General features: G+C 47.8%; 22 protein-coding genes and 1 pseudogene. 18 read left to right on the top strand and 5 right to left on the bottom strand.

Going from position 1 to position 25,954, the window contains the following annotated elements; translation table 11 throughout:
- Positions 1 to 46 precede the first annotated feature (46 nt).
- Both MKY28_RS27400 and MKY28_RS27405 read left to right on the top strand, forming a co-directional pair.
- Positions 47 to 238 carry a tautomerase family protein gene (locus MKY28_RS27400; RefSeq protein WP_017691642.1) on the top strand — a complete coding sequence of 64 codons (192 nt, stop codon included), beginning with the start codon at positions 47 to 49 and terminating at the stop codon, positions 236 to 238.
- A 48-nt stretch (positions 239 to 286) separates the two neighbouring features.
- Entirely contained in the window at positions 287 to 1,321 is a 1,035-nt protein-coding gene (locus MKY28_RS27405; protein WP_017691643.1) for an NADH:flavin oxidoreductase/NADH oxidase, read from the top strand.
- A gap of 264 nt (positions 1,322 to 1,585) precedes the next feature.
- Here the strand turns inward: MKY28_RS27405 and MKY28_RS27410 are convergent, their stop codons facing one another.
- Positions 1,586 to 2,353, bottom strand: a complete 768-nt coding sequence (locus MKY28_RS27410; RefSeq protein WP_036612131.1) for a class I SAM-dependent methyltransferase — start codon at positions 2,351 to 2,353, stop codon at positions 1,586 to 1,588.
- Positions 2,354 to 2,580: 227 nt separating this feature from the next.
- Between MKY28_RS27410 and MKY28_RS27415 the strand changes: the two genes are divergently transcribed.
- The 8 genes and pseudogenes from MKY28_RS27415 (at position 2,581) to MKY28_RS27450 (ending at position 14,522) form a co-directional block, all read left to right on the top strand.
- Entirely contained in the window at positions 2,581 to 3,009 is a 429-nt protein-coding gene (locus tag MKY28_RS27415) for an SRPBCC family protein (RefSeq protein WP_340937530.1), read from the top strand.
- 240 nt (positions 3,010 to 3,249) lie between these two features.
- Positions 3,250 to 6,345 carry an ATP-binding protein gene (locus MKY28_RS27420; protein ID WP_340937532.1) on the top strand — a complete coding sequence of 1,032 codons (3,096 nt, stop codon included), beginning with the start codon at positions 3,250 to 3,252 and terminating at the stop codon, positions 6,343 to 6,345.
- A gap of 95 nt (positions 6,346 to 6,440) precedes the next feature.
- A complete protein-coding gene (locus MKY28_RS27425) occupies positions 6,441 to 7,604 on the top strand; it encodes a response regulator (RefSeq protein ID WP_340937533.1) in 1,164 nt (387 codons plus the stop codon).
- Positions 7,605 to 7,639: 35 nt separating this feature from the next.
- On the top strand, positions 7,640 to 8,986 hold the full coding sequence (locus MKY28_RS27430; protein ID WP_340937534.1) for a cryptochrome/photolyase family protein: 1,347 nt from the start codon (positions 7,640 to 7,642) through the stop codon (positions 8,984 to 8,986).
- 261 nt (positions 8,987 to 9,247) lie between these two features.
- Positions 9,248 to 10,423 (top strand): acyltransferase, encoded by a 1,176-nt coding sequence (locus MKY28_RS27435; protein WP_340937535.1) that lies wholly within the window; start codon positions 9,248 to 9,250, stop codon positions 10,421 to 10,423.
- 1,580 nt (positions 10,424 to 12,003) lie between these two features.
- Positions 12,004 to 12,447: pseudogene (locus MKY28_RS31745) on the top strand (HNH endonuclease); the annotation flags it as partial.
- A gap of 292 nt (positions 12,448 to 12,739) precedes the next feature.
- Positions 12,740 to 13,375 carry a TVP38/TMEM64 family protein gene (locus tag MKY28_RS27445; protein WP_340937537.1) on the top strand — a complete coding sequence of 212 codons (636 nt, stop codon included), beginning with the start codon at positions 12,740 to 12,742 and terminating at the stop codon, positions 13,373 to 13,375.
- A gap of 67 nt (positions 13,376 to 13,442) precedes the next feature.
- Positions 13,443 to 14,522: a DUF1835 domain-containing protein gene (locus MKY28_RS27450; RefSeq protein WP_340937538.1), complete on the top strand. Its 1,080-nt coding sequence runs from the start codon at positions 13,443 to 13,445 to the stop codon at positions 14,520 to 14,522.
- Between the two features lie 277 nt (positions 14,523 to 14,799).
- Here the strand turns inward: MKY28_RS27450 and MKY28_RS27455 are convergent, their stop codons facing one another.
- Positions 14,800 to 15,318: a cupin domain-containing protein gene (locus tag MKY28_RS27455; protein ID WP_340937539.1), complete on the bottom strand. Its 519-nt coding sequence runs from the start codon at positions 15,316 to 15,318 to the stop codon at positions 14,800 to 14,802.
- 152 nt (positions 15,319 to 15,470) lie between these two features.
- On the opposite strand from MKY28_RS27455, the gene MKY28_RS27460 reads away from it, so the two are divergent.
- Positions 15,471 to 16,472 carry an NAD-dependent epimerase/dehydratase family protein gene (locus MKY28_RS27460; protein WP_340937540.1) on the top strand — a complete coding sequence of 334 codons (1,002 nt, stop codon included), beginning with the start codon at positions 15,471 to 15,473 and terminating at the stop codon, positions 16,470 to 16,472.
- A gap of 67 nt (positions 16,473 to 16,539) precedes the next feature.
- Here the strand turns inward: MKY28_RS27460 and MKY28_RS27465 are convergent, their stop codons facing one another.
- The 3 genes from MKY28_RS27465 to MKY28_RS27475 all read right to left on the bottom strand — a co-directional run bounded on the left by MKY28_RS27465 (position 16,540) and on the right by MKY28_RS27475 (position 18,117).
- Positions 16,540 to 17,379, bottom strand: coding sequence for an IS3 family transposase (locus tag MKY28_RS27465; protein WP_306821969.1), 840 nt, complete (start codon positions 17,377 to 17,379; stop codon positions 16,540 to 16,542).
- Between the two features lie 20 nt (positions 17,380 to 17,399).
- A complete protein-coding gene (locus tag MKY28_RS27470) occupies positions 17,400 to 17,720 on the bottom strand; it encodes a transposase (protein WP_076319340.1) in 321 nt (106 codons plus the stop codon).
- Between the two features lie 220 nt (positions 17,721 to 17,940).
- A complete protein-coding gene (locus MKY28_RS27475; protein WP_074092719.1) occupies positions 17,941 to 18,117 on the bottom strand; it encodes a CsbD family protein in 177 nt (58 codons plus the stop codon).
- Between the two features lie 685 nt (positions 18,118 to 18,802).
- Here MKY28_RS27475 and MKY28_RS27480 point away from each other — a divergent pair.
- The 7 genes from MKY28_RS27480 (at position 18,803) to MKY28_RS27510 (ending at position 25,603) form a co-directional block, all read left to right on the top strand.
- The gene (locus MKY28_RS27480) at positions 18,803 to 19,249 is read left to right on the top strand and encodes a DUF1641 domain-containing protein (RefSeq protein WP_017691658.1); all 447 of its coding nucleotides are present in this window, start codon (positions 18,803 to 18,805) and stop codon (positions 19,247 to 19,249) included.
- A gap of 24 nt (positions 19,250 to 19,273) precedes the next feature.
- Entirely contained in the window at positions 19,274 to 20,455 is a 1,182-nt protein-coding gene (locus MKY28_RS27485; protein ID WP_340937541.1) for an NAD(P)/FAD-dependent oxidoreductase, read from the top strand.
- A 314-nt stretch (positions 20,456 to 20,769) separates the two neighbouring features.
- Positions 20,770 to 21,414, top strand: coding sequence for an SDR family oxidoreductase (locus tag MKY28_RS27490; protein WP_339190684.1), 645 nt, complete (start codon positions 20,770 to 20,772; stop codon positions 21,412 to 21,414).
- Between the two features lie 55 nt (positions 21,415 to 21,469).
- Positions 21,470 to 22,225 carry a response regulator transcription factor gene (locus MKY28_RS27495; protein WP_100528216.1) on the top strand — a complete coding sequence of 252 codons (756 nt, stop codon included), beginning with the start codon at positions 21,470 to 21,472 and terminating at the stop codon, positions 22,223 to 22,225.
- Positions 22,222 to 23,598, top strand: a complete 1,377-nt coding sequence (locus MKY28_RS27500) for a sensor histidine kinase (protein ID WP_127550369.1) — start codon at positions 22,222 to 22,224, stop codon at positions 23,596 to 23,598. The genes MKY28_RS27495 and MKY28_RS27500 overlap by 4 nt, the downstream gene beginning before the upstream one ends.
- A 336-nt stretch (positions 23,599 to 23,934) precedes the next feature.
- Positions 23,935 to 24,735 (top strand): PepSY domain-containing protein, encoded by an 801-nt coding sequence (locus MKY28_RS27505; protein WP_165789942.1) that lies wholly within the window; start codon positions 23,935 to 23,937, stop codon positions 24,733 to 24,735.
- Between the two features lie 238 nt (positions 24,736 to 24,973).
- Positions 24,974 to 25,603, top strand: coding sequence for a PepSY domain-containing protein (locus MKY28_RS27510; protein ID WP_179087883.1), 630 nt, complete (start codon positions 24,974 to 24,976; stop codon positions 25,601 to 25,603).
- Positions 25,604 to 25,954: the final 351 nt, after the last annotated feature.

Raw genomic sequence — 25,954 nt, forward strand, 5'->3', positions numbered from 1 at the left:
TAACTGAGGTTCATAATAAATGATGAAGAAAGGATGTGTTCAAGACATGCCATTTATCACGGTTAAGGTACTGGAAGGCAAGTCGGTCGAGCAGAAACGTCAGTTGATTGAACGTATGACTCAGGTGGCTTGTGAGACACTGGATGTTGATCCGAGCAAAGTCTTTATCTTCATTGAGGATTTGGAGAAGGACAATTACGGCAAGAACGGAAAACTGTTTTCGGACTTAGACAAATAAGTAAGGGTTCATATATATCATGATCATGGAACAGGAGATGTAACATTAATGACTGAACAATTATTTTCGCCCTATCAATTCAAGAGTCTGCAATTAAATAACCGTGTCGTCATGGCACCCATGTGCCAATATTCTGTCACTGCGAAGGATGGTATTCCGAACGATTGGCATCAGGTTCACTATGTGAGCCGTGCGGTTGGAGGAACAGGACTGATTGTAATCGAGATGACCGATGTAGATCCGGATGGACGTATTACCGATAATGACTTGGGGATATGGTCAGATGAGCATGTGCCGGCCTTCACCAAACTTGTAGATGGAATTCATGCCTACGGCTCCAAAGTAGCTATTCAGATCGCACATGCGGGACGAAAAGCAGAGGATGCTCCACAGCCGGTTGCCCCATCGGTAGTTACATTCCCGGGAGAAAAGTACAAGGAACCACGTGCGTTAAGTACGGAAGAAGTAGAAGCTATGGTGCAAAAGTTCGCAGACGGTGTTCGCCGCGCAGTGCAGGCTGGAGTAGATACCATTGAGCTGCACGGTGCACATGGATACCTGATCCACCAGTTCCATTCCCCGCTGATGAACCATCGTGAGGATGTATATGGACAGGATCTGTCCCGTTTTGGCGTTGAGGTCATTCGTGCAGTGAAAAAAGAAATGCCAGCAGATATGCCGCTGATTTTGCGGATTTCGGCTGTAGAATACGCGGATGGTGGATACGATATCGACCACACCATCAATATCGCTCGTGCCTACCAAGATGCAGGCGTGGACATGTTCCATATCAGTTCAGGTGGCGAAGGTCCTTCCGGACAGCGGAAACCGGGGAACTATCCGGGGTATCAGGTACCGTTTGCCCGTCGTTTCCGTGAAGAACTGAACGTTCCTGTAATCGCAGTGGGTATGCTGGAGGATGCAGCATTGGCTCAGGCGGTGATTGGCAACGGCGATGCGGATCTGGTCGCGGTTGGTAGAGGCATGCTGCGTGACCCGTACTGGGCGAACCATGCCGCTCTGGAACTGGGAGTCAGCAAGGATCAAGCAGCCATTGCAGAGCAATATTCTCGTGGATACTAATCTGCTCCAAATTATACTTACACTTGCCACTCCGATGACAGAATAACCTTCCGATCTGAGGATAAAGGCGAAGTGTATGCTTTCGATGTAGCTTTCTTGCAGAAAGCTTGTAGCTTCGCTTCTTCAAGTTATTTCTGTCCTCTTCGTTTTCGTGTAAATGTTAGTGCAAATTTTATATAGTAAAATAGGCCACAGCATGGGTTAAACCTCATGCTGTGGCCTGATTTTGGATATTGAGAATCATATCCATCCGATTACGGATGACTACGCTCTTCGAGTCGCTTCATAGACGAATTTTTGATTGGACTGCGTGGGTGGTTGATCCGGGTTAAAGTCGGCGTATACTTTAATGTCAGAGAAACCAATGTGTTCGAGAATTAGGCGTAACTCTTCTATGCCGTACCAACGCAAGGTAAGTTGTTGCAGCTCCGTAGCAACAAGAGCACCCTGATGCCATTGTTCGTAGCGAATCAGACTTACTTTATATTGGTGTAGAAGGTTCACCTCAATGGTTTTCACTTCTACCGTGATCGTATCACCATCGGGTAATGAAACGGTTGATGTTTCTACAGAAGAGGGTTGTGTCACATCGGGCAGAAACAGATCAAACACGAGCCTGCCGCCGGGTTCTAAATGCTGAAATAGATTACGTAATGCGTTAATCGACGCCTGTCTGTCTTGGATGAGGAGCAGAGAACCTCCGGGAATGATAATTGCCTCGTATCGATATGGAAGGTCAAGCTTCTCCAGATCGGCAACGAACAGCTCAGGCATGGGTAATGCCCGCTCCATACAACGAGAACGGCAAGAGTCAATCATATCCATTGAATAATCAATTCCATCCACCTTCAAGCCTGCTTCAAGCAAAGGAATGAGCACTCGGCCTGATCCTGACATGGCTTCAAGGATACGTCCATTGCAGCGCTGAAGATAATGGCGATAGAATTCAATGTCTCCTCCCAAGGAGTGTCCCACAGGTTTCGTGAGATCATAAACGGCGGTGCATAATGGACCGTAATAACTGAATGACATAGTATAGGTATCCCCCACATGTAAATGTATTAAAATAAAAACGTGGAAGGGGAATGAGCAGGATTATCCCTTCCGGCAACGGTTGGAATTGGATTTTTCAGAGCAGACTATCATAGGAATCACGCACCTTTTATGTAATATGTTCCAATTATAGGGTGGGGATAAAGCGGAGGTCAACTTCTATTCGGGTAGTTATACGAAATGAAATGTATAAGGAGGTGATTCGAATGGATTCATCATCAAGTTCATCAAGTGCACTGCCAGATATCCGGCAGGAACTTATGCTCCATGCACCTGTAGAGAAAGTGTGGGAGATGGTCTCGACCGAGCAGGGACTGAAAACCTGGTTCATGCCAGGCAATCTGGAACCCGTGGAAGGTCACGAGTTTATATTGGAAGCAGGCCCCTTCGGCCAATCACCATGTCAGGTGACGGAAGTTCTCCCGCTACACAAGCTGTCATTCCGCTGGGGTAAGGACTGGACGTTGACGTTCCAACTGAATGAACAGCCCGAAGGTACGGATTTCACACTGATTCACAGCGGTTGGGATGCGGATAAACTGACCGAGTTTGGACAGGCCCACGCTATCGTACGCGAACGTATGGAAGAGGGATGGGCCGGAATCGTTCAGAAGCTTGCCCAAGTTGTTAAATAAATCTTCATTCAATCAACCCCAGGTCATTTCGCCCGTTCATTCCGGTGAAATTCGGCCTGGGGTTCCTTGGTGTACCAAGAGCTGGCGTAAACAGATAGAGATCCTTAAAATTATAACGAATTTGACCGATTATGATACGGAAACTATTTCCGTGAGCACCAGAAACGTGTAACATGAATTATAGTAATAAATCGACAGAATTAGACGTCTCTCGCCATTGTGGATGGAAGGAATACATAGATGAGAAAACACTGGATTATGCTGACCATAAGCTTCATATGTATTGTCATTGTTCCACTGGGTTGGCTCGCCCAGACGTTAATTAGCGAGCGGATTAACCCCCAGGCTACAGATGGGAAAATTGACCTGACCCAATGGGACTTTGATCGCAAGGGTGCAGCGTCTCTAAAGGGTGTCTGGGATTTCTACCCTGGGCAGTTGCTGAGCCCGGCAGATATTGAAGCAAGTGTATCCGGTCGCAAGCCTTTGCCGGCTTCGTCGGGCACTCAAGTTCCTGCCCGATGGAACAAATCTTTGGGGCAGGCCCATGGGTATGGGACCTATCATTTGCAAGTTCAGCTTACACCCCGGACGATGAAAAATGATTATGGTATACGCACACAGAATATACGCATGGCCCACCGGGTATTTATCGATGGTAAAGAGATTGGCGGCAAAGGCCTGCCAGGAAAGACCAAGGCGACAGATATACAATTAAATCTGCCCTTTACAGGATTCACGTCCATTGAGGGCAATACGGCTGACATTATCATTCAAGTATCAAATTATAGTTACTCGTCCGGGGGCATAGTAGCGCCCATTTTGTTTGGAGACGAGCATAGTATTCTGAAAAGTCAGCAACAAGATTGGCTCAGGGATCTGATGGCCTTATTCGGTTTTATCTTACCAGCCGCCTTTTTTCTACTTCTGTTCAGATTACGACGTACGGAGAAGGAGCTTCGTTTTCTCGGATTATTCAGCCTTTCTGGTGCGGTGTACGCTCTGACACATGGGGAGAAGTTACTGGGTACGTTTGTACCGTTCCTGACCAATAATGAGATACTTCGGATTCAGCTCCTTAGTTCAGCCTTTGCCTATTATTTTTTGCTTCGGTATATGGATGCCCGTGTACCAGGAGCAGTTCATCAGTGGTTTGTTCGTCTGGCTGTTGTGCTAATCGTTACCCAGACTATTGTGGGTCTTACGCTTCCTCCAACGCTTTTCTCGTCTCTTGAGCTTCCCATGTTACTGATCTCACTTGTTGTCATGTTATATACGCTGCGAGCCATTTTCTATTGGTTGAAAGGACGGCCGAATGACAGCCACTTTGCACTGGTGAGTATGATGAGCATACTCATGGTTGTTGTGTTATATACGCTTGGTGCGTTCACTACCCTAGACACAGCGTTCTTTGCGCTGATTGAACTTTTATTATTTGTATTTGCCCAGATGATTGTGACCGCAATCCGCTTTGCACAATCATTCCGAGACGTGGAAGCTCTGTCGGAGCGTTTGCTGGCCATTGACAGCCTGAAGGACGAGTTCATGGCGAATACGTCTCATGAGTTGCGAACTCCCCTGCATGGCATCATTAATATTGCGCAATCCATGCTGGAAGGGGCGGCTGGAGCAGTCACGCCCAAGCAAGCGAAAAATCTCTCCATGATTACTTCAACCGGGAAGCGCCTTTCACTGCTGGTTAACGACATTTTGGATTTTGCCAAATTAAAAAATAGTGAGATCGAGTTAAAACGGGTAGCTGTCGATCTGGAATCCGTTGCTCGTACTGTGGTTGAAGTCTCGGGTTTCACGTTTGAGGACAAGCCGGTTATATTGATTCAACAATGGCCCCAGTCCTTGCCACTTGTTGAGGCAGACGAAGATCGCCTAAGGCAAGTTCTGTATAACTTGCTGGGTAACGCCTATAAGTACACTGAGCAGGGTGAGATTCGATTGTACGCCAGCGTTGAAGGGGACTGGGTGAAGGTATCGGTCGCGGATACAGGGGTAGGCATTGCCTTGGACAAACAGGAGGATATCTTCCAGGCGTATGAGCAGAGTAACGGCACGATTGAGCGATTGAATAATGGAACCGGACTGGGTCTGAGTATTACGCGAAAACTCGTTGAGCTTGGCGGTGGTGAGATCTGGGTTGAATCGGAGCCGGGGCAAGGTTCGACCTTTCATTTCACCCTGCCTGTTATGAAGATGCCACTTTTGCAAACTCATTCGAAACCAGCTGCCGCCCGATATGTTGCTGCACAGGGGGCAGGGGCGAAGGAGCTTGTGACAAGAGAGTCAGATGAGCAGGATGATCTTACGGAAGCGGAGCATACGATTCTGATTGTAGACGATGACCCCGTGAATCGACAGGTATTGCTTAACCTATTGTCGACAGAGCGGTATCGTGTGATTGCAGCGGACAGCGGGTCCACTGCGTTGAAACTCCGTGAGGAGTTCCCGTCCATTGATCTTGTTATTGCGGACTGGATGATGCCTAAGATGTCCGGGCTTGAGTTATGTCGCAAACTGCGCGAGCACAGTTCCTTGTCGGAGTTACCGATTCTGATGCTGACCGCCCGTGGGTTACCTGAGGATATCAAACACGGATTTCAGGCGGGAGCCAATGACTTCCTGAGCAAACCGGTGGATGCCGGTGAATTGCGCGCCCGGGTTCGGACGTTAATTGAGATGCGGAGTTCTGTGCAGGAGGCTATTCGGACCGAAATGGCCTTTTTGCAGGCCCAGATCAAGCCACACTTTCTATATAATGCACTCAATGTTATTATCGCAACCTGTGCAGTGAATCCGGACAAAGCAACCGATCTGCTGATTGAATTGAGTCATTACCTGCGCGGAAGTTTTGACTTCCAGAACAGGGAGCAGCTTGTTCCTTTGACCAAAGAGCTGGAATTGGTGGAGTCTTATGTGCATCTGGAACAGGCGAGATTTGAGGAAAGACTGGTGGTTGAGTATGAGGTGGAATCGGACGTACATCTGTATCTGCCACCACTCAGTATTCAGCCTCTTGTGGAGAACGCCATTCGCCACGGCGTGATGGAGCGGGCAGCCGGCGGGACAGTTCATCTTAGGATTTTCCAAGAGAGCGAGCATGTAGTCGTACAGGTCCAAGATGATGGTGTAGGTATCCCTCCTGAGCGTATGGCTCAGGTCAAGTCTGGGCGTACCGAAGGTCCGGGAGGTGTGGGGCTGCAAAATATAAACCGTCGCCTGATGTCTCTCTATGGTCAGGGGCTGGAGATTCATAGCCATGTGGGTAAAGGCACGCAGATCCGATTCCGTATCCCCGTGCAAAAGGTGGATTATTCCAATTAGTGTGCCAAGTGAAGCAATTATGGTTAACAGACTAGGGGGTGCCGATAAAATCGGTATTCCTATTGAATCTTTCATGGCAGGAGGCTGAAAGAACGGTGAGAGCCATTGTGATCGATGATGAGAAGCCAGCGCAGCTTCATCTGGAGCGACTACTACGAACGGACGGACGAATTACACCCGTGCAATGTTTTTCAACAGCTCGTGATGGTCTTCATTTTCTGGCAAAGGAACGTGTAGATGTTGTATTTTTGGACATTGGAATGCCGGAGATGAATGGCCTGGAAGCGGCTGAATATATACAGCAATTGGATCAGAGTATTCGTATTATCTTTGTTACGGCTTATGCGGACCATGCAGTGGAAGCATTTGAGCTGCATGCACTGGATTATGTACTGAAACCGGTCAGCTCGACCCGATTGGCCAAAACCGTTGATCGAATCGCGGGCATAATGTCGCATAATTCTCAAGTTGCAGCCACCGCCGAGGTACAGGGATCGGAACCCGTACCTGTGGAGTTGGATACTGAAGTTCCGGGGCTGCTTACGTTCAAACATCTGGATATCTACAGAAGTTTGGATCAGGGAGCCAAAAAACATAAGTGGCGCACAACCAAATCACAGGAATTGTTTGCTTTTTTGTTTCATCACAGGGAAGAATGGGTAAGCAAGGAGATTCTGCTGGATAAGCTATGGGGTGATGTTTCCCAAGAAAAGGGATTAACCCACCTACATACTTCCGTGTACCAGATTCGAAAGCTGCTTAAGGAATGGAACATGACAGGCAAGCTGGAGTACAATATGAACCGTTATCGTCTGTTATCAGGCAATCTGGTAAGTGATGTGGATCAATTTGAAAAATCCATGGTTTACCATGTCATCACATCCGACAATGTCGATGACTTGAGGCATATGATACCGCTTTATCGTGGCGATTATCTGGAAGAGCATGATTATCATTGGGCACAGGCCAAAGCAAGGGAACTCAGACGTAAGTATACAGCGCTGGTTATGGATATCGCAGGATGGGACATGGAGCATGGTCGTGGCAAGGAAGCGATTGAGCAATTAACGATATTACAGGAACGGGAGCCTTATTCGGAAGAGATCTGCCGACTCATGATGGAAGTGTATGCATCCATGGATGATCAGCAAGGCATACTTCGTTTGTATCATTCATTTACATTGACATTAAATGAGGATCTGGGGTATCAGCCCGAGCCCGAAACAAGCAGGTTATATAAGAACCTGACGGACCAATAAACGCATGTAATGTAAGTTCAGACAGGAGGGTGAGCATGAAGCTATTCATACACCGCAAAGATTTGCGTACGGATGATCTGGCCGCATTCGATTATTTGCGGGAACACCAAGAAGAGAGTGTGCATGTTCTCATCTATGATTCATTCCTCCTGCGGCAAGGCCGAGAGAAGGAACACAGCGGTGTGAATTTCAGGCAGCACGCAGCGGAATTAGGCAGACAGTATCTTGAAGCCAAACGAAAACTGCATGTCGCTTACGGCAAACCGGCTGAAGTGGTTGAATTCATCCTGAACGAATTCAAAGGTGAGATTAACGAGATTGTGATCCATCGGGACATGACGCCATATGCAATCGAGCGGGATAGGGCCATACGCAAAGTCAGTGAGGCGCACGAGGTTACGTTCACACAACTGACGGATCATCTGCTGATGGATCTGAATGGATTTGCCAATTTTACAGGCAAGTCGGAGCCATATAAGGTATTTGCGGCTTTCCATCGGCGGTGGGTGGAATTCATGAATGAACATCCCAACCCTTCTTCGGCAACAACGGTTGCAGCGTTCAAGGTGAGTGATCGTCAGATTGAATGGCCGGATGCAATGCAGGTACCTCCGGAGTTGCTGGAGGGCAGTGGTTCGAATGACGAGGACCCGCATCTGCTGTTGGATCAATTTTTGTCGGATCGAATTGCTGAATACGGGGATCATCGGGATGAATATGAGGCGTACGAGCCGAGTCATCTCAGTTCTTACGTAGCTGTGGGAGCTGTATCCATTCGCAAAATGTATGATGCGGCGAGTCGCACGGCTGAGGCTGGGGAATGGATCAGGCAGTTGTGCTTCCGTGACTTCTATCTGTATCGAGCGGTCTATGAGAGTCACTATTTTACATATGAAAAGGTGTACGATCTCTCGGCTCTCCATGATGATCACTTTGAACGGTGGTGCAAGGCGGAGACTGGCATTCCGATTATTGATGCAGCGATGACGGAACTGAATGAAACCGGACATATGCCAAACCGGCTGCGGATTCTCACGGCGATGTTTCTCACCAAAAACCTGCAATGCCCGTTCATCTTGGGCGAAGCTTATTTCAGGCGCAAGCTGCGTGACTATGATAACATTCAAAACCGTGGTAACTGGTTATGGTGTGCCTCGCTTGGTGAGAATGCGGCTCCGTATTTTCGCGTGAACAATCCGGTAACACAATCCGAGAAATATGATCCGCAAGGTGATTATATTCGCAAGTGGTTGCCTGAATTGAAGGATCTGCATAGCAAGGACATCCATCAGCCACGCAAAGATGCCATTGTTGATCTGAAGGCATCGAGACAGGCAGCTATTGACGTGTATAAACAGATTCTGGCGAGTCGTGCGAAGTAGACTCAGTCAGGGCGGGATGCATGCCCAAACCCAAATTTACCATTCTCATCCGGTTGAGAGCAGGATGTTCCACAGACCGCGTACTCGCGGTCTTTTTTACATATATAGACATGAAAATAGTGTGAAATGTGTTGAAAATTTAGGAATTATTAAGAAATTGGACTACCCATCTTAAGCAATATGGCTTTTAATAGATAGAGAGCTTTATTGTATTAAGTCATATCTGACATATTGACGAACACATTAAGGAGAAACTTTAAAATGAGTGAAACACTGAAAAGAGAGCGAATTCCAGAGCTGAACCTGGTTCGTGCCTTGGCAATTATCGGCGTACTCAGCGTGCATTCCACGTCCTATGCGACGGTGGACATGACTGGCTCAGGCTACTACTGGCTGTACAATTTTATTAATATCTTTATGAAATATGGTACGCCAACCTTTATTTTTATGAGCAGTTTTGTGCTGTTCTATAACTATTATTCTCGTCCGCTGGATAAGAAACTTGTGAGTAACTTTTACAAGAAAAGATTTGTGTATATTTTGCTTCCGTACTTCCTGTTTTCATTGATGTATTTTGTTTTGCTACATTTCACGCATTATCAGGGCCGACCTTTCGGCGAATCGGCAGTAAGTTTTATCACGAAATTGTTTACAGGTAAGGCATATACTCATCTGTACTTTGTGTTTATTAACATGCAATTTTATCTGTTATTCCCATTGGTGTTATGGTTGCTTAAGAAATATCCTTCTGTGGTGAAATGGTCTGTTCCGATTGGACTATTGATTCAATGGGCATTCATCGTAAGTAATAAATATGGATTCCAGGTACCCAATAAGGGAAGCTGGGCGTTCTCCTACTTTTCCTATTTCATGCTGGGTGCTTTTATCGGAGTGTACTTCCCTAAAATCAAGCAATGGTTTGTCATCAGTCGAGCCAATGCAACCAAAGGACGCGTAGCTTCATGGATTCTGCTCTGGGCGGTATGGATCATTGCTGGGCTTGGCCATGTGTATATCTATTACCTGCTGCGTCTGAAGATCGCATCGTATAACACACTGTGGTATGAATTCTTCTGGAATGTGCATACCTTTGCTTGTGCGCTGGTGCTTATCCAGATTGCCTATCTGCTCTATCGCAAAGGGCCGTCACTCATCGTCAAGCCGCTGAATCGGCTTGGGGCATTGTCCTTTGGCATCTATCTGATTCATCCATTCTTCCTGCTGGTGTATCGGAATTATCCACCTCAAACAGGAGTATCGTGGTTAGTGCATCTATGGTATGCCGGAGGATTCGGTGTAGCTCTAATCGCTTCGTGGATCGTCGTTGGATTGACGGCAAGGTTTGTTCCATATGCATGGGTCATTTTTGGCAATCTGCCAAAACCCAAACCACGTCTCGTCCCACAACAGAACTCGGGGCAATTGGACGTTCGTTAAGATACATTTCCAACACAGGAATAATAAACCGTTTCTTGGTCGACCTTAGGGGAGAGCAGGAAGCGGTTTTTTTGATGTATGCAGATATGTGTAATATGGGGAACGAGTGTTTCTTTTTCATGTAAGAGGGGTAATCATAAGGCGGAACGATAATACATTATGGATAACAGGATTAAGGTGAATATAATGACAACATGCGAAAAATGCGGGAGACCGATGCAGGATATATTGGAATATGTGGAACACATTCTTCACGAATGCAGTGAACAGACACAGGAGTACAACTCGAAAGATTATCAGGCCTATGGCCATGAGGGTGTTCACGAGCAGATGTGATACAATAGAAAGAAACCGGATTCATACGGAACCGAGGTGACAACATGGAGACGGGTCCAGCCCCTTTCCGGCAAGGAAAGACGGAACAAGAAGCGCGACTGAGCAAAACGTGTATGTATTGCGGACAACAGCGGCCGATGTCCGAATTCCGGCGCAGAACCGGAAAGCGGGCAGGTCCCGGAGCCAGGCGTGGAGCCTGCCGCAGCTGTCGCCAGCTTGGTGGACAGGCTGACCACGAGTCAGGTTCAAGCGTGAGCGGACGAACGAATGAACGGATCGAGCATCAACGGGATGGCTTGGAGACACGTGCTGTTACTGCCAGACCCTTTGCATCTGCAAGAAATGAGGCAGGTCGTATCTCCCATGGTATGGAACAGGGATCAGCTACGGTGTCTGAGTCTGACAGAAGTCTGTTGTCTCAACCGTCAGAAGACTCGTCATCTTCGAATGACGATGAACATGCTGACTTGGTGACTTCCTCACCCTCTTCTTCGGGTATTCGGAAGAAGAGGAGAAGACGGAGGAAGAGCAAGCGATCAGAGAGCATAACGGGCAATGAGCTGAGAGAGACGAGTCTGGAGCATGATGGTTTGGCAGGTGAGGTAGGAGATGAGCCACAGCCAGGTGAGCACTGGCGTGGGGAAGAAGGGCATTCGCAGGGGCATGCTGCTGCGAATGAAAAAGGCACTGCACAGCGGGCTGGCGCGCGAGCAGCCGCTGCAGTGCAGGCCGCCGAGCAGACTGCGGCGGCCCATCAGGCTCTGCTGCCAGCTGAGCCGCAAGGCCCGGCAGCAGAGCCCATGGCTGCGGATCAACCGACCGCAGCCAAACGCAAGCGCAAGCGGCGCCGCAAGCGTGCTGCCGCGCTCGCGCCGGGCGCAGGGCAGGCCCGCAGCGTAGCTGCTGAGGCCCATGCGCCGGCCCTGAGCGACCGTGGCGATGCTACCACGGTCGCTGCACCTACGGCGGCGGAGGCACAGCCTGCCGCCACCGGGCGCGAGCCTCGGCAAGCGCCGGGGGCTGCTGCGGAGGCAGGGCCTCCTGCGCCCGTGCGCCAGCCTGGCTCGCCAGGGTCCAAGCCGCGCCAGGCGCGCAAGGAGCGTGCGCCCAAGGCGAGCGGCGAAGACGCTGCCCGCGTTACATCCGGGCAGCGACCCGCCCATGCCAGCCGTAGTCACGGTGCTGGCACTGATGGCCGTCCTCGCCGCCAGACGCCGTCGGCCCCGGTCGCTATCGACCCGGAAGATCCGGCTTCGCTCCGGACCAACCGGCAAGGCATGGTACGGATGAGAGGTAAGACGGACAAAGGCAGACGCTGGCATCAGGAAGTGGACATGGAGCTTGCGGTCACGCTGGTGAAGGAAAAAGCCGCTGTGGTGGTCAATCGGTACACGATTCGCCGATTGTTCAGCAACAAGGATTTCAAGCGGTATATTTTAACCCGGGATCACTACACTTGTTACTTCTGTGGATCGTATGGAGATACGATTGACCATCTATTGCCGCGTGCCAAAGGTGGACATACCACTCCGCTCAACTGTGTCTGCGCCTGTAATCTGTGCAACCAGTCCAAAGCAGCGATGGATGCCGAAGAGTTCATGCGTTCCGGTATTCCCGAATGGAATGCTGCCCATCAGGCAGAATTGATTGAACTGGCCATGCAGGAAGCGCAGCTGGAAGAAGGATAAATGCCCCCGAAGATGGAATCGGGGTTTCGATATGAAGAGCACACCAAGACCACAGAGGTCGAGGTGTGCTTTTTTGATTTAATTTTGATTTGGGTGGGGAGTGAGTTTGCTGTGCAATAATTTCTTCAAATTGACAACGGTGTTCATCGAAGATGTACGTTATACTGGGAGGGAGTTGCTTAAGAAGCTTCATCATCTATATGAATGATGAAATGTATAGTGAACATCAAACCTGAGAACTTAGACTGTATAGATTGGATGGATGCAGATGACCCCGGCAGCATTGGACATTATGTCATATATTACGGAAGAAAATATTCGTTTCTGGCTGGAGAAGTTTCGCTCCCTGGGCCCGTTACCGGGAATTTTGCTTACGTTTATGAAATCATTTGTACCGCCGCTTCCAACGCTGTTGATTGTGGGCGTGAACGGTGCGGTATACGGTCTGTGGGCAGGATTTATATATTCATGGATCGGTATGGTCCTCGGTTGTACCGTTACGTTCCTGATCGTACGGGAGATCGGGAAATCCGCTTTTGTAGAGCGATGGGCACGCAAACCTCGTGTGCAGCGCAGCATGATATGGATTCGGAGGAATGCGTTCGGTTATGTTTTCCTGCTGAGTATCTTCCCGGTAGGTCCGTTTGTCATTATTAATGTGGCGGCAGGTATCGCGCGAATGCGATTATTATCTTTCCTGCTTGCGGTGGGCTGTGGTAAAGCGATCATGATCTTCTCTGTTACGTATATCGGTTCCAATGTGGAACAATTTCTGGAGCACCCAATACGCTGGGTAGGCGTATTGCTGTTTATTGCGGTATCCCTGTGGGCAAGCCGCAAACTGGAGCGACACTTTACCCGGTCATCGTCAGATGGTGAAGATCTACATGATCTGAATCAACCCGCTGGAAAATCGATTTCCTCATGAATAAAAGAATGATCAGTGCGAAGATATAGGATTTCAGTAATCTAATTAGCTCGAAGGAGGACCCAGCATGAATGATAATATCTATGCATTCAGCCGAACGATAAATCGTATGAGTGAAGATGAACTTCGTTCAGTACTGCGTGTGCTCTATATGAAATCAGCACAAGTGGTCAAGCGGCAGGAAGAGCAAGGCGAAAAGGTGGATTTTGCGGAAGCGGTACAGTCACTGTTTCGGAATATGGATATCCCTTTTGATCTGGGGCGTCTGGAACAACAAGCTCTCTCGGAGGTCGACAAGCCAAATGAAATTCATATTACGTTTGGAGAATCACCTCTGAGTAGTCTGAAAATGGGAATGAGTACATTACCTGATCAGGAAAAACGGAGTTTTTTTTCTATAGATGATAATTATGCGGTAGGGCCGTTAGGTGATCTGACCCGGCGTGCAGACTTGCAACGCAGGCATCTCTGGCTGACCGAACGAATGTGTCTCAATGACCGTGAGGCATATGGCATGCATGAACTGGAATCATTATTTGAGCTTAACGCCACAATACAGTCCTTTGATTCCAAGACGTCGATCATTATCTGGTATGCGATTAATGCACGGGAGAAGACGGGACTACTCTATGCCATGTATCTATTGCGGAACACCGAGAGTCCCATATATCTTATCGAAACGAGTGGCTTATATAAGCAATTATTTGATAGACCTGACGTTCAATACGATGTGCTCCACACAGGCGAGATTCTTCCGGAAAAGCTTCTGGCGATGTGGCACGTCTGCTCTGAGCAAGAGCCGCTGTCCAAGGGAGAACGCCGCCAACTGGAACAGGATTGGCTGGAACTTTCGGTACAGCCTGGGCTATTACGTATGATGGAGAATGGCGTGATTCGGAGCTTAACTGAAGATGCGTTGGACGAGTACATTATGCAGAAGGTGAGGGAACTGACACCGAACTGGGAGCCAGGCAAGTATATCCGAGCAGCTCGTATTGTGGGTGAAGTGATTGGTACAAGTAGCCAGCATATAAGTGATGCGTTCGTGGAGTACCGTCTACGACAACTGGTGCTGCAAGGCCAACTTGAAATGGATGGAAAGCCACTTGCAATGAGGTATTACAGTATTCGGCTTGCCGAGCGCTGAAAGGGAATAAGGCTGAAACGCACGGATAGAAAAACAAGCGACGAGATCGCGAAGTTTGAAATAAGACGGAAGATTTGAGCAGTTCCTTGCCCATATAGTAAGATGATCACGAAGAGTTCCCGATACCAGCTGTTCAGACTTAACACTTAAATAGACTGTTCCATCGGTGAGTAACTCCTACTTTTCCGGGGAACAGTCTATTTTTTCTCGTTAAGTACTGAACCAGCTTCGCTTGTGCATTGTCCAATAACATTCATCTTAATGATCTTCATTTGTATTATGATTTCTTCCCATTCCAGATTTCTAGTAGCGGTCCGTGCTGCCCATAGACCGGATCGGTATCCGGGATATCAACTTCTCGGATTTCCTGAAGAGCCTTGGCACGATCGTCTTCCTCACCTGTGCGTGTGTTGTAACTCATGCCGCCCGGATAAGCACCGGCAATACGAAAATTAGTGCTGGACTCCAGACGTTTATGCCCTGTTCCAGCGGGAAGCACGACAACGTCGCCTGTTTGAAGGTAAACTTTCTGACCATTTTCTCCGCCTAAAATCAGTTTCACGAATCCACTCACCACAGCAAGAGCCTCATGAGCATTACTATGATAATGATGATAATTGAACACACCATTCAACCAGCTATTTCCCCATCCATTACGGTTCAGCAACGATTCTGCGTGAAGGGCCTCTTCAGCCCATACATTCTTATACAAAAGCACAGGCAGGGTCGGATGATTGGGAATTACACCGTCATCCTGAAGGAATAACGTCTCTATGTCCTTTTTCCGTTCATTCATCTCACATCACCTCACTATAAATTACCCGATAACCTCAAGGACGAACAAAAAACAATTGTAAAATGATACAAAATGTATCATTTTAAGGGTATACTCAGTACATAAACTCTCTTCAATGCACTCGTTGTATAAATCGCAAGGGGGAATCGTGTGTGAACATTGTGATTACAGGGGCTTCTGGATTTGTGGGATTTAATCTTTCACAGTATTTGGCGCAAAAAGGGCATCGAATTACCCTTCTGGATCGGGATGATTATTGTCAGAGGCTGGTTCATATCTCTCCTCTGCACGAGATGCCGTTCATCTGTTGTGACCTTGCATCGGACCGGATTCATCTACCTCCAGGAACAGATTACATAATCCATCTGGCGGCCATGCCACACGTGGATTATTCGTATCATCAGCCAGGGGAAGTTTTCCGCAATAATACACTCAGCACACAGTCTATCCTGCAATATGCTACGGAACATCACATTCCAGTCTTGCTGGCTTCATCCGTTGAAGTGTATGGCGGCGATTGGGGCAGAGTCTATCACGAATCAGATCCGTATGCACCTGTCTCTCCTTATTCCGCGTCCAAAGTCGCGTGTGAAATGCTGGCTCACTCCTATGCTCAATGTTACCAGCTTCCAGTCAAACTCTTTCGTTTGACCAACCTCTATGGTCCATGGCAGTTGCCAGACCGTATTATTCCCCGAAATTTTGGTCGGATGTTGGACGGACTGCCTCTGGATATTCAGGGATCGGCAGTGCGTGATTTCTTGTATGTAGATGATGCCCTCCGGGCCATTGAACAGATCATGCTGAAAGGCAAAGACGGACAGGTCTACAACATATCAACAGGGCTTGGAACAACCATGCAGGAGATCGGGGAGATCTTGAAACCAATGGATCGATCCGTAGCTGATGTAGAGATTCGGGAGCAAGAACCAACCCAGTCCAGAGGGTCCAGTCTGGTCGTACATTCAGGCAGATTGCGAGCGGAATTGGGATGGTTACCGCAAACCACGTTGGAAAAGGGATTGGAAAAAACCTTCCGTTGGTATCTGGAACATCCCGAATGGGTCAGACAGTTCAGCCGTGAATACCATACAACAAGGGAAACGCGCAGTTTCATTATCGATATGGCAAGATACGCAGTTCCAGCAGTATAAAATGCACAAAAAAAGCCAGGGAAGGGTGTATTGGTCATACCCCTGTCAAGTAGACAGATGAAAAAAGCTATGCTGCCAGCGCGCATCGATATTCAATCGGTGCGCGCTGTTTGAGTTTGGCTTGAAAGCGTCGGTAGTTGTAATTGTACACGTAATCTTCCACGGCTTGTCGAATCTCGGCTTCTGAATTACACTGGATAAGGTACAGCTTCTCTGTTTTGAGATGCGAAAAGAAAGATTCGATGCATGCGTTATCCAGGCAGGTTGCTTTGCGAGAGTGGCTGCCTTTGACGCCGAATGCTTCTAATCGTGAGTTGTACACCTGAGACGTGTATTGGAAGCCCTGATCCGAATGGAGCACGGCTTCCGAAACGTCTCTTTTTTGTGTCCATTGTTCCACCGTATCCAATACGAGCTGAACATCGTTCCGTTTAGATAATTGCCAAGCGACAATTTCGTTGTTGAACAAGTCTTGAATCACAGACAGGTAAACGAATGTGTTTCCATCCGAAATATAAGTTATATCCGTCACCATTTTTTGCTGAGGTGCTGTGGCATGAAATTTGCGCTTTAGGCGATTCGGATAAATCACAGATGGCGTATAGCTGGACTTCTTCCGCTTCTTGCGAATTACCGATTGGATCGATAGTTCCCGCATGATTCGCCATACTTTCTTGTGATTAACGTTCAGACCAGACTCCCAGAGCGCCGTTGTCATGCGAGGATAACCAAACTCTCGATTTGCAAAATGAATAGCCATCATGTGCTCTTTGATCTCACGCTCACGGTCTTGTCTTGCGTCTCGCTGTGGCTGTGTTGCTCGCCATTTGTAGTAACTGGAACGGGGTATTCCTGTAATCGATAATAGGCGTGTAATGCCATGCGAGCAACGCAATTCGTCTATGATATCGTAGTTCTCCCGTTGGCTTAGTGCTTCTCCTTTACTAGATTTGGATACCGCTTTTTTAAATAATCTACCTGTGCTTGAAGGTAGTCCCGTTCCTCTTCTACACTGCTAAAGGCAGTACGAGGCCGTCCTTTCAGTGGATTCGGAACATTGTTTTTTCGCTCATCGAATGCTTCCCCGTTTTTCCATTTTTTTACCCACACCTTCAGTTGTGAACAGTTTCGAATTCCTTCGCGATCAGCGACCACCTTGTAACTTGAAGAACCTTCGACATAGGATCTAACAGCATTCAATTTAAATTCTTCGGTATACGTGTGAAATGTTTGTCCTTTTTTGGCCATAAAAATATCCCCTCCAAGTGTCACTTGAACCCTCATGATAACATGAAGGTTTTTTCAAGTGTCTACTTAAAGGGGATAATACCATATTGAGTAACACCTTTCTTGGCTTTTTTGCGCCTCCGTCTCATTTTCGGATTTCATCCGAACACGGACAGTTAGGCTAGTTCATAACGATCTATTGCACGAAATGATCGTGCTGTTGGACCTCACATTAAAAAATCTAGTGATGATCTTTTTTAATGTCGGCAATTTTATCCTGTACAGCACCTTTGGCTTTGTCTTTTTTACCCTCAGCCTGAAGGGATCTGTTGTTGGTTGCATTACCGATCTGATCCTTCACTTCGCCTTTGGCTTTATTTACGCCTGCTTTGATTTTGTCGCCAGTTGAATTACTCATATCGAACATCTCCTTCGTTTCTGGTGTAGTCCTTATTAACCGGGATGTCCGCATTCTAAACGCAATGGCTTTGTTCCAAGTTTTGCATTCGTGACGCAAGAGGTTCATACTTGAAATAGAAAAGATGTCTCAATGATGGAATAAGGCCGGGCCCAACGCTGCATAATAACGACAGTGACCAATTTCGTTGCATGAAAATTGTGATATTGGAAAAAAATTCCTGAACATTTGGATAAACAAATCCTTCCTTGTGTACATATCGCACATCTGGTCATATGTGATCTTGTCTTAATACCACATGTGGTAGGAATACGGATCTTGGACAGGAGGATCGGCGGCGTTAGCTTGCCTGAATGGGTTGACAAAAAAATCGATTTTGTTACAATGTTCACAATATCTTCACAAGTGTAAAAAATTTCTTTTTCATGTTCATGTGTAAGAGGTGTAATATAAGGGTATAGAGTTCGGTTTCGGCCTGCTTGTCGTTTTGTGCGTCAACACATGTTGTCCGCAATAGATCCAAGATACAATGCATGATATGGGAGTGGCCCTGAGCTACGCTCATCCTATTGTGTGAAATTTGGTACATTTAAATGTATTCGATGTATTTTGTGGTTCGGCTCTGCTTGACAGGCATCATGAAAGTCGCGGACTTCTATCCCAAAGTAAAGGAGGACTTTCTCTTATGTCACAATCGCCTACTCAACAAGAGGTGCCAGTTACAGAAGGTGCCAACGTTTCCGAGCGCCAGTCCTTGGACGTTCTGGATCAACTGATGAAGCCTGAGGTACAGGAGTCTTTAACCGTTCTGGTGGAGAACCTGCCTAAATTGGCTGAAATGGTTACTGCTATGACAAAAGCTTATGACTTTGCACAAAGTGTAGCAACAGACAAAGTTCTGATCAGCGACACAATGAGCGCAATGGGCGAGTTCGCTAAGCCTGTTGTAGACAAAGCTAAAGGTGTAGCTTCTGCTGCCATCGAAGCCAATGACCGTGCGCAAACAGAGCAAACTTCAGTTGGCTTGTTCGCTATGCTGAAAATGCTTAAAGATCCAAACGTACAACAATCGCTTCGTTTTGCTCAATCTTTCTTGAGCATCTTGAACGAGCGTCAACAACCGAAACGTTAAGACTTAGAAGAACGGAGGATGGATATGTCGAAGCAAATTTTGATCTTGGGTGGAGGATACGGCGGTCTGTTGACTGCATTGACTGCGCGTCAATACTTGTCTCCGGAAGAAGCGACAATTACTGTCGTGAACCGTTACCCTACACACCAAATTATCACGGAACTGCACCGTCTTGCAGCGGGAAGCATTGCTGAACAAGCAGTTGCTCTTCCACTTGAAAAATTGCTGCGTGGCAAAAACGTGAACTTGAAAATCGATACGGTGGATACAATCAAGCCGGACGAGAAAAAAGTTCTGATGACCAGCGGCTCCACATACTCTTACGATGCACTTGTTGTTGCCTTGGGCAGCGAAACGGCATTCTTCGGAATTCCGGGATTGCAAGAGTACAGCTTCACGCTCAAATCGGTTAGCGATGCAAACCGTATTCGTGCACACGTTAAAGCGCGTCTTGATGCTTACAAACAGTCCGGCAACAAAGCAGACGCTACGTTTGTTATTGGTGGCGGCGGCTTGACAGGTATTGAGCTTGTTGGCGAATTCGCTGACCTGCTTCCTGCTGTATGTCAAGAAAAAGGCATCGACTTCAAAGAAGTATCCCTGTACACAGTTGAAGCAGGTCCTTCCATCCTGGCAGGATTCCCGCCAGAGCTGGTTGAACGTGCTAAATCAAGTCTTGAGAAACGTGGCGTTAACTTCATCGTTGGCGTAGCGATTACCGAGATGAAAGAAAACGAAGTTCTGCTGAAAGACGGCAGCTCCATCCCTACGAACACACTCGTATGGACAGGTGGCGTACAAGGCAACGCTGTTGTTGCTAACAGCGGAATTGAAGTGGATCGTGGCCGTGCGAAAGTTACGGAAGTTCTGCAATCTACTTCTCACAAAGACGTGTTTGTTGCTGGTGACAGCGCAGTGGTCTTCCCTAGCGAAGGCGCTCGCCCTTACCCTCCAACAGCACAATTGGCTTGGCAAATGGGTGAGACTATTGGTCACAACTTGGGCGTTATGTTCAAAGGTGGCGCAATGGAATCCTTCACACCAGTATTCTCCGGTACGCTGGGAAGTCTGGGTCGTAAAGATGCTGTCGGCATGATCGGTGGCAACCAGACTCGTCTGAAAGGTCTGCCTGCAACCATGATGAAAGAAGCAAGTAACATCCGTTACCTGGCTCATATTCACGGTTTGTTCGCACTGGCTTACTAATCTTAATGCCATTCAAGGGCGCCCTTTGGGCGTCCTTTTTGGTTGTTACCATTACAAAGAATAACAGATATTCTGATGAAAAAAGGTGCGGCAGAAGTGGTCGATGTGAGGTCGCGTATAAAGTACCTAGGGGATATGGCATATTAATGGAACGATGGAATCCTTCACATTTCATAGAGGTACTGAACGGGCATGGACATGAAGCCGGCGCTTAGAAGCGCCGGCTTTCGTTTAAATTATAGGATGAGCATCTTTAAATAAAAGGAACGGGGAGCAACAACAAGCCATCCGTTCAACTGAGAGGAGAATGACGTATGAACGTTTTAGTTATAGGAGCAAATGGACAAATCGGTAAGTTTGTGGTGGAGCAGCTGGCACAGGAAGGCAAACATAAAGTAACGGCTATGATCCGCAAACCGGAGCAGGCGGATGCACTGAAGGAACTCGGTGCCGAAGTGGTAATTGGTGACCTGGAGGGTAGTGTGGAGGACTTGGCTGAGGCAATGAAGGATCATAATGCCATTGTGTTTACGGCGGGTTCTGGCGGATCTACCGGTCAGGACAAAACACTGCTTATTGATCTTGACGGTGCGGTGAAAACGATGGAAGCCGCAGAGCAGCAAGGAATCTCCAGATATATTCTGGTCAGTGCGTATGGCGCAGATCAACGGGAGAAATGGTCAGAGTCCATCAAGCCTTATTACGTGGCGAAACATTACGCGGATCGTGTGTTGTTTGCAAGTGATCTCAATTACACGATTATACGTCCAGGTGGTCTGAAGAATGAACCGGGCACAGGTAAGATCGCAGTTGGAACCGATCTGGAGCCAGGAAGCATCCCGCGTGAAGATGTAGCCCGCGTAATCGTGGCTTCTTTGCAGGAAGAGAAGACGTACCGAATGGCCTTTGATCTGATTGCCGGGGAGCATCCGGTTGAAGATGCCTTGGGCAAATTGTAGATGTTATTGTAAGATAACGGGAGAATGAAATGATGGGGATGAGGGGGAGCGCTGCATGAACGAAGCCGTGCTGGTCATAGAGGATGAGCCCAAAATAGCACGTCTGCTGGAACTGGAACTACAGTATGAGGGATATCAGGTGGGCAAGGCTGGTAGTGGAACAGAAGGACTGGAGAAGTATGCTGAAGGACAGTGGGATCTGATTCTGCTGGATGTGATGTTGCCTGGTCTGAGTGGAATTGAAGTGTTGCGGCGAGTTCGGGCCAAAGATGCTACGGTTCCGATCATTATGCTCACTGCCAAAGATTCTGTAGAAGACAAAGTATCCGGCCTGGATCTAGGAGCCAATGACTACATCACCAAGCCCTTCCAGATTGAAGAGCTGCTTGCCCGAGTTCGGGCTGCATTGCGGCTTAGTGCAGTGGCGTCTGTTGTTTCTTCCGCTTCTTCTTCTACACCTGCTGATATGGGGAATGACTCTTCTGGGCATCAGGATGAAGCTGAGGCGGGCTGGTTGACGGCTGCCGGGTTGAAACTAAATGAAGGAACGCGAGAGGTATCCCGAGATGGTGTGGCCATTGAGCTTACTCCACGTGAGTTCGATCTGCTCGTGTATCTGCTTCAGAATCAACGTCAGGTGCTCAGTCGTGATCAGATTGTGCAGGCCGTGTGGGGATACGATTATTATGGAGATACTAATGTGGTGGATGTGTACATCCGTTATGTGCGCAAAAAGGTGGATAACGGATTCACACCACCCTTAATACATACCGTACGGGGCGTAGGATACGTCCTGAAGGAACAGTTATGAGCCTGCGCAGTAAAATCTACGGATATTCGTCTGTATTATTTGCTGTGCTGTTAATCGCGGTGAACCTGTCGGTCTACATCGTGTTTGAACGGATGTCGATTGATAACGAAGTTAATCGGGTGGAAGCGGAAGCGGAGTCTATTGTCAAAGGAGTGCGTCAGTCTGCCGGCTCCATTCCGCCGGATGACTTGTTACGGGCGTACGCACCTGTGAACGGCATGCTTCGGATCGTTAATGAAGACGGCACCAGTTCCCCAGTGACAACAACAGCAGCTTCCGAGCAGCTGAGCAAGCTGCCCTATAAGTACGAAAGTGAGAAGAAATCGGAGTATACCCAAGTTGAGCAGATTGGTTATGTGTGGGTATCAGTCCCGGTCATCTGGCCTGATGGCGAGGTGGTGAATGTACAGGTCACCGAGAGCATTGCAGAGACGGAGAATCGTCTGTCTGTACTTCGAACTGTGCTTGTGGCGGTCACGATTATTGCTCTCATTCCAGCCATTATCTCCAGCCGGATTCTGGCGAATCGGATGACCAGACCGATTCAGCAGATGACACGTACAATGAGTGACATTCAGTCCAGCGGCCAATTCAAGCGTCTTCCACTGGAGGAAGGGTCTAAGGATGAACTGAAAACGATGGGACAGACGTTCAACCGGATGATGGATCTGCTCGAATCCAACTTTGAGCGACAGGAACGGTTTGTATCCGATGCATCTCATGAGCTCAAAACACCGCTAACCATTATTGAGAGCTACGCCAGTCTGCTACAGCGGCGAGGAAAAGAGCGGCCCGAGGTATTTGATGAAGCGGTGGAAGCGATTCTGTCCGAATCGGTTCGCATGCGAGAGATGACCGAGCAACTGTTACTGCTCGCGAAGCAGCCAGAGCAGTGGAATGTACAGTTGGAGCGTGTGGATATCACGAGACTGGCTACAGACTCAACACGTGCGTTTCGCGAAGCCTATCACCGTGAAGTCCGGTGTGAAGATCCAGGTTCAATCTGGGCGATCAGCGATGAGAGCAAGCTGAAGCAGCTTTTGTTTATTTTGCTGGATAATGCCCGGAAGTATAGTGAAGATGCCATTGAAGTCAGGCTGGAAGCCAAGGGACAAGAGTGCCGTATTCGAATCGTGGATACCGGGATTGGTATGCGGGAGGACGAGCTGGAGAAGGTATTTGACCGATTCTACCGGGTTGATCCGGCCAGAACACGCAGCTTAGGTGCAAGTGGTTCAGGTCTGGGATTGTCACTTGCCAAAGAGCTTGCAGGGGCAGTTGGAGCACGGATCGAACTGACCAGCACCGAGGGTGAAGGCACCGAGGCTTCAATTATTTTGCCTTTATCGGTTCAGAACGGGCCGCTCTCATGAAATTCTCATTCTTCTCTTATATACTAAATAAACTGAACTAAAGATTGTTCACACTGACACTACGATGACAGAACAACCTTCCAATCGCTGTTATCCCCAGATTTTTTTGATTCCCTTTTCTCAAGGGGGAAAATCCGGGGATAGCGTATGCTTCCGATGTAGCTTTCTTTCAGAAAGCTTCTAGGCGAACGCTTCGCTTTTTCAGGTTTTTTCTGTCCTCTCCGTTACTGTGTAAAAGATTAGTTCATTCTATGTAGTAGCATTGGAAACTAAACTCAGACCGAATATATAACAGATGAACTCGGGCTATGGGGAGAGCTATAAGGGGGAAACGTGATGACAGAACATGAGCAGCGACCACCGGAGATGAAACGGCATGAACAGGGGAACAGCGGATGGGCGAAATCGCGAAGATCACTCTGGTGGGGTGCAGGGCTTCTCGTTGTGCTGATTGTGGCAGTTGTGGTGTGGTGGAAGCCTTGGCAATCGACTGGTGCGGTACTTACGGCAGATGCGGCGGCCCAATCCGTACTGGATCAATATCCAGGAGAGATTGTAAATTCGACGTTGAAGGACGGGACGTATATCATGCAGCTCCGTTCGGAGACCGGCCTATATGATGTGCAAGTGGATGCCGTTACAGCTGCTGTGAATTCCATTAAACGGCTGGAGTCGAACCCGCAAGCGGAAGAGAAGACGTTATGGAGCCGCGAGCAGATCAAGACGGCGTTGTTAAAACAACAGACAGATAACCAATTGGTCTCGCTTGAACTTGTGGAGCAGCAAGGCAGTCCGGTATACACCGCGGTAGTAAAGGCGAAGGATAACAGCCGTGAAGAACTCACGATTGATCCATACACGGGAGAGACGATAGCTTCCAAAACAATAGCAGCCCCGACAACTGAACCAACCAAGGATGATCCCAAACCTCAGTTTCTGAGCGAGAAACAAGCCAAACAGAAGGCACTTGCGGAGGTTCCGGGGGAAGTGGACGACATCGAACTGCGTGGAACCAACAGCGGGAATCCATATTATCTGGTTGAAATTGATCTGGAGGATGGCCGGGAGGCTATTGTGCAAGTGAATGCCATCTCAGGAGCAATTCGTTCGGTGACTTGGGATGAGGACGATGATTAACATTTGTACAGGAATCCATTGAATATAGAGTTACACCTTGTTGGATAGATGATTCCTAATTTAGGGGTCATCTTTTTCATTTCTTTTAGATTACATACATAATGAACACTCATTAAATGAGCATTCTCTTCATTTTCTCATCAAATTCTAATCTAACTCTCGCTGATCTCTCATTCCTGCAGGTTATTCTATAAATGTAGACGAGAACGAAACAACAACAACGAGGAGATGAATGATGATGATGAACAAACATAAACTTTGGATTGGTAGCTTGTCAGCAGCAGTATTACTTGGTGGATCGGCCGTAGCGGCTAGCGGGAATGTGAATGGACAATCGGTGCAAACTACACCAACGTCAACAACACAATCTGCAACACAGAATCAGAACAGCACAGGTAAAATGCTGAATGCATCCCAAGCGAAAGCGTTGGCGTTAAAAGCAGCCGATGGTAAAGTGGATGACGTGGATCTGGAGCGTAGAAACGGCCAAACGTTCTATGAAGTTGAGATCGACAGAAAAGGAACCAATGATGTTGTCGTTCGTCTGGATGCTTATACAGGCAAAATCCTTGCGGTCGTGAATGATGAAGACTACGATGATGACGACGATTATAAAGGTACTGTATCCGGCAACACGTCTAATAACTCTGCTTCCAAGCAGGTCAAATTGACGGCATCCCAAGCTTCAAACATTGCGTTGAAACAAGTTACGGGTGGTAAAGTAACCAAAGTCGAGCTGGATCATGATGATGGTCGTTATGTGTATGAGATCGAACTGAGAACTGCTCAAGGTGAAGCGGATGTAGATATCGATGCCAACACAGGTAAAGTGTTATCGTTTGACCAGGATTTTGACGACCAAGATTAAGCAATAAGGGCGAGTATATACGCCGATAAAACATCATATAAAAACCTGCCTATGAACAGCCGCACACAGCTAGAGATCGTTACATCATGGAGGGGCAGGGCAGGTATAGCAGAGGACGCTTCGGGGGAAGCGTCTTTTTGCTGTTGATCGAGAGAGCGGAGTATAAAATTGTACATCTTCCGCCGGATTGTTCACTATTCGAGCAGGAACGTGGCGGATACAATCGGAATCAGGGAGGTGAACGCCAGCCAGTATTGCAAGGAATTCTAATGCTGAAATGCATCATCGATCGGAGGCAGATAAGACATATCGATTTTTATTTTATGTAAGCGCTTCACAAAAAAACATGGA

This window comes from Paenibacillus sp. FSL R5-0473, from assembly GCF_038004565.1.
Lineage (GTDB): Bacteria > Bacillota > Bacilli > Paenibacillales > Paenibacillaceae > Paenibacillus > Paenibacillus amylolyticus.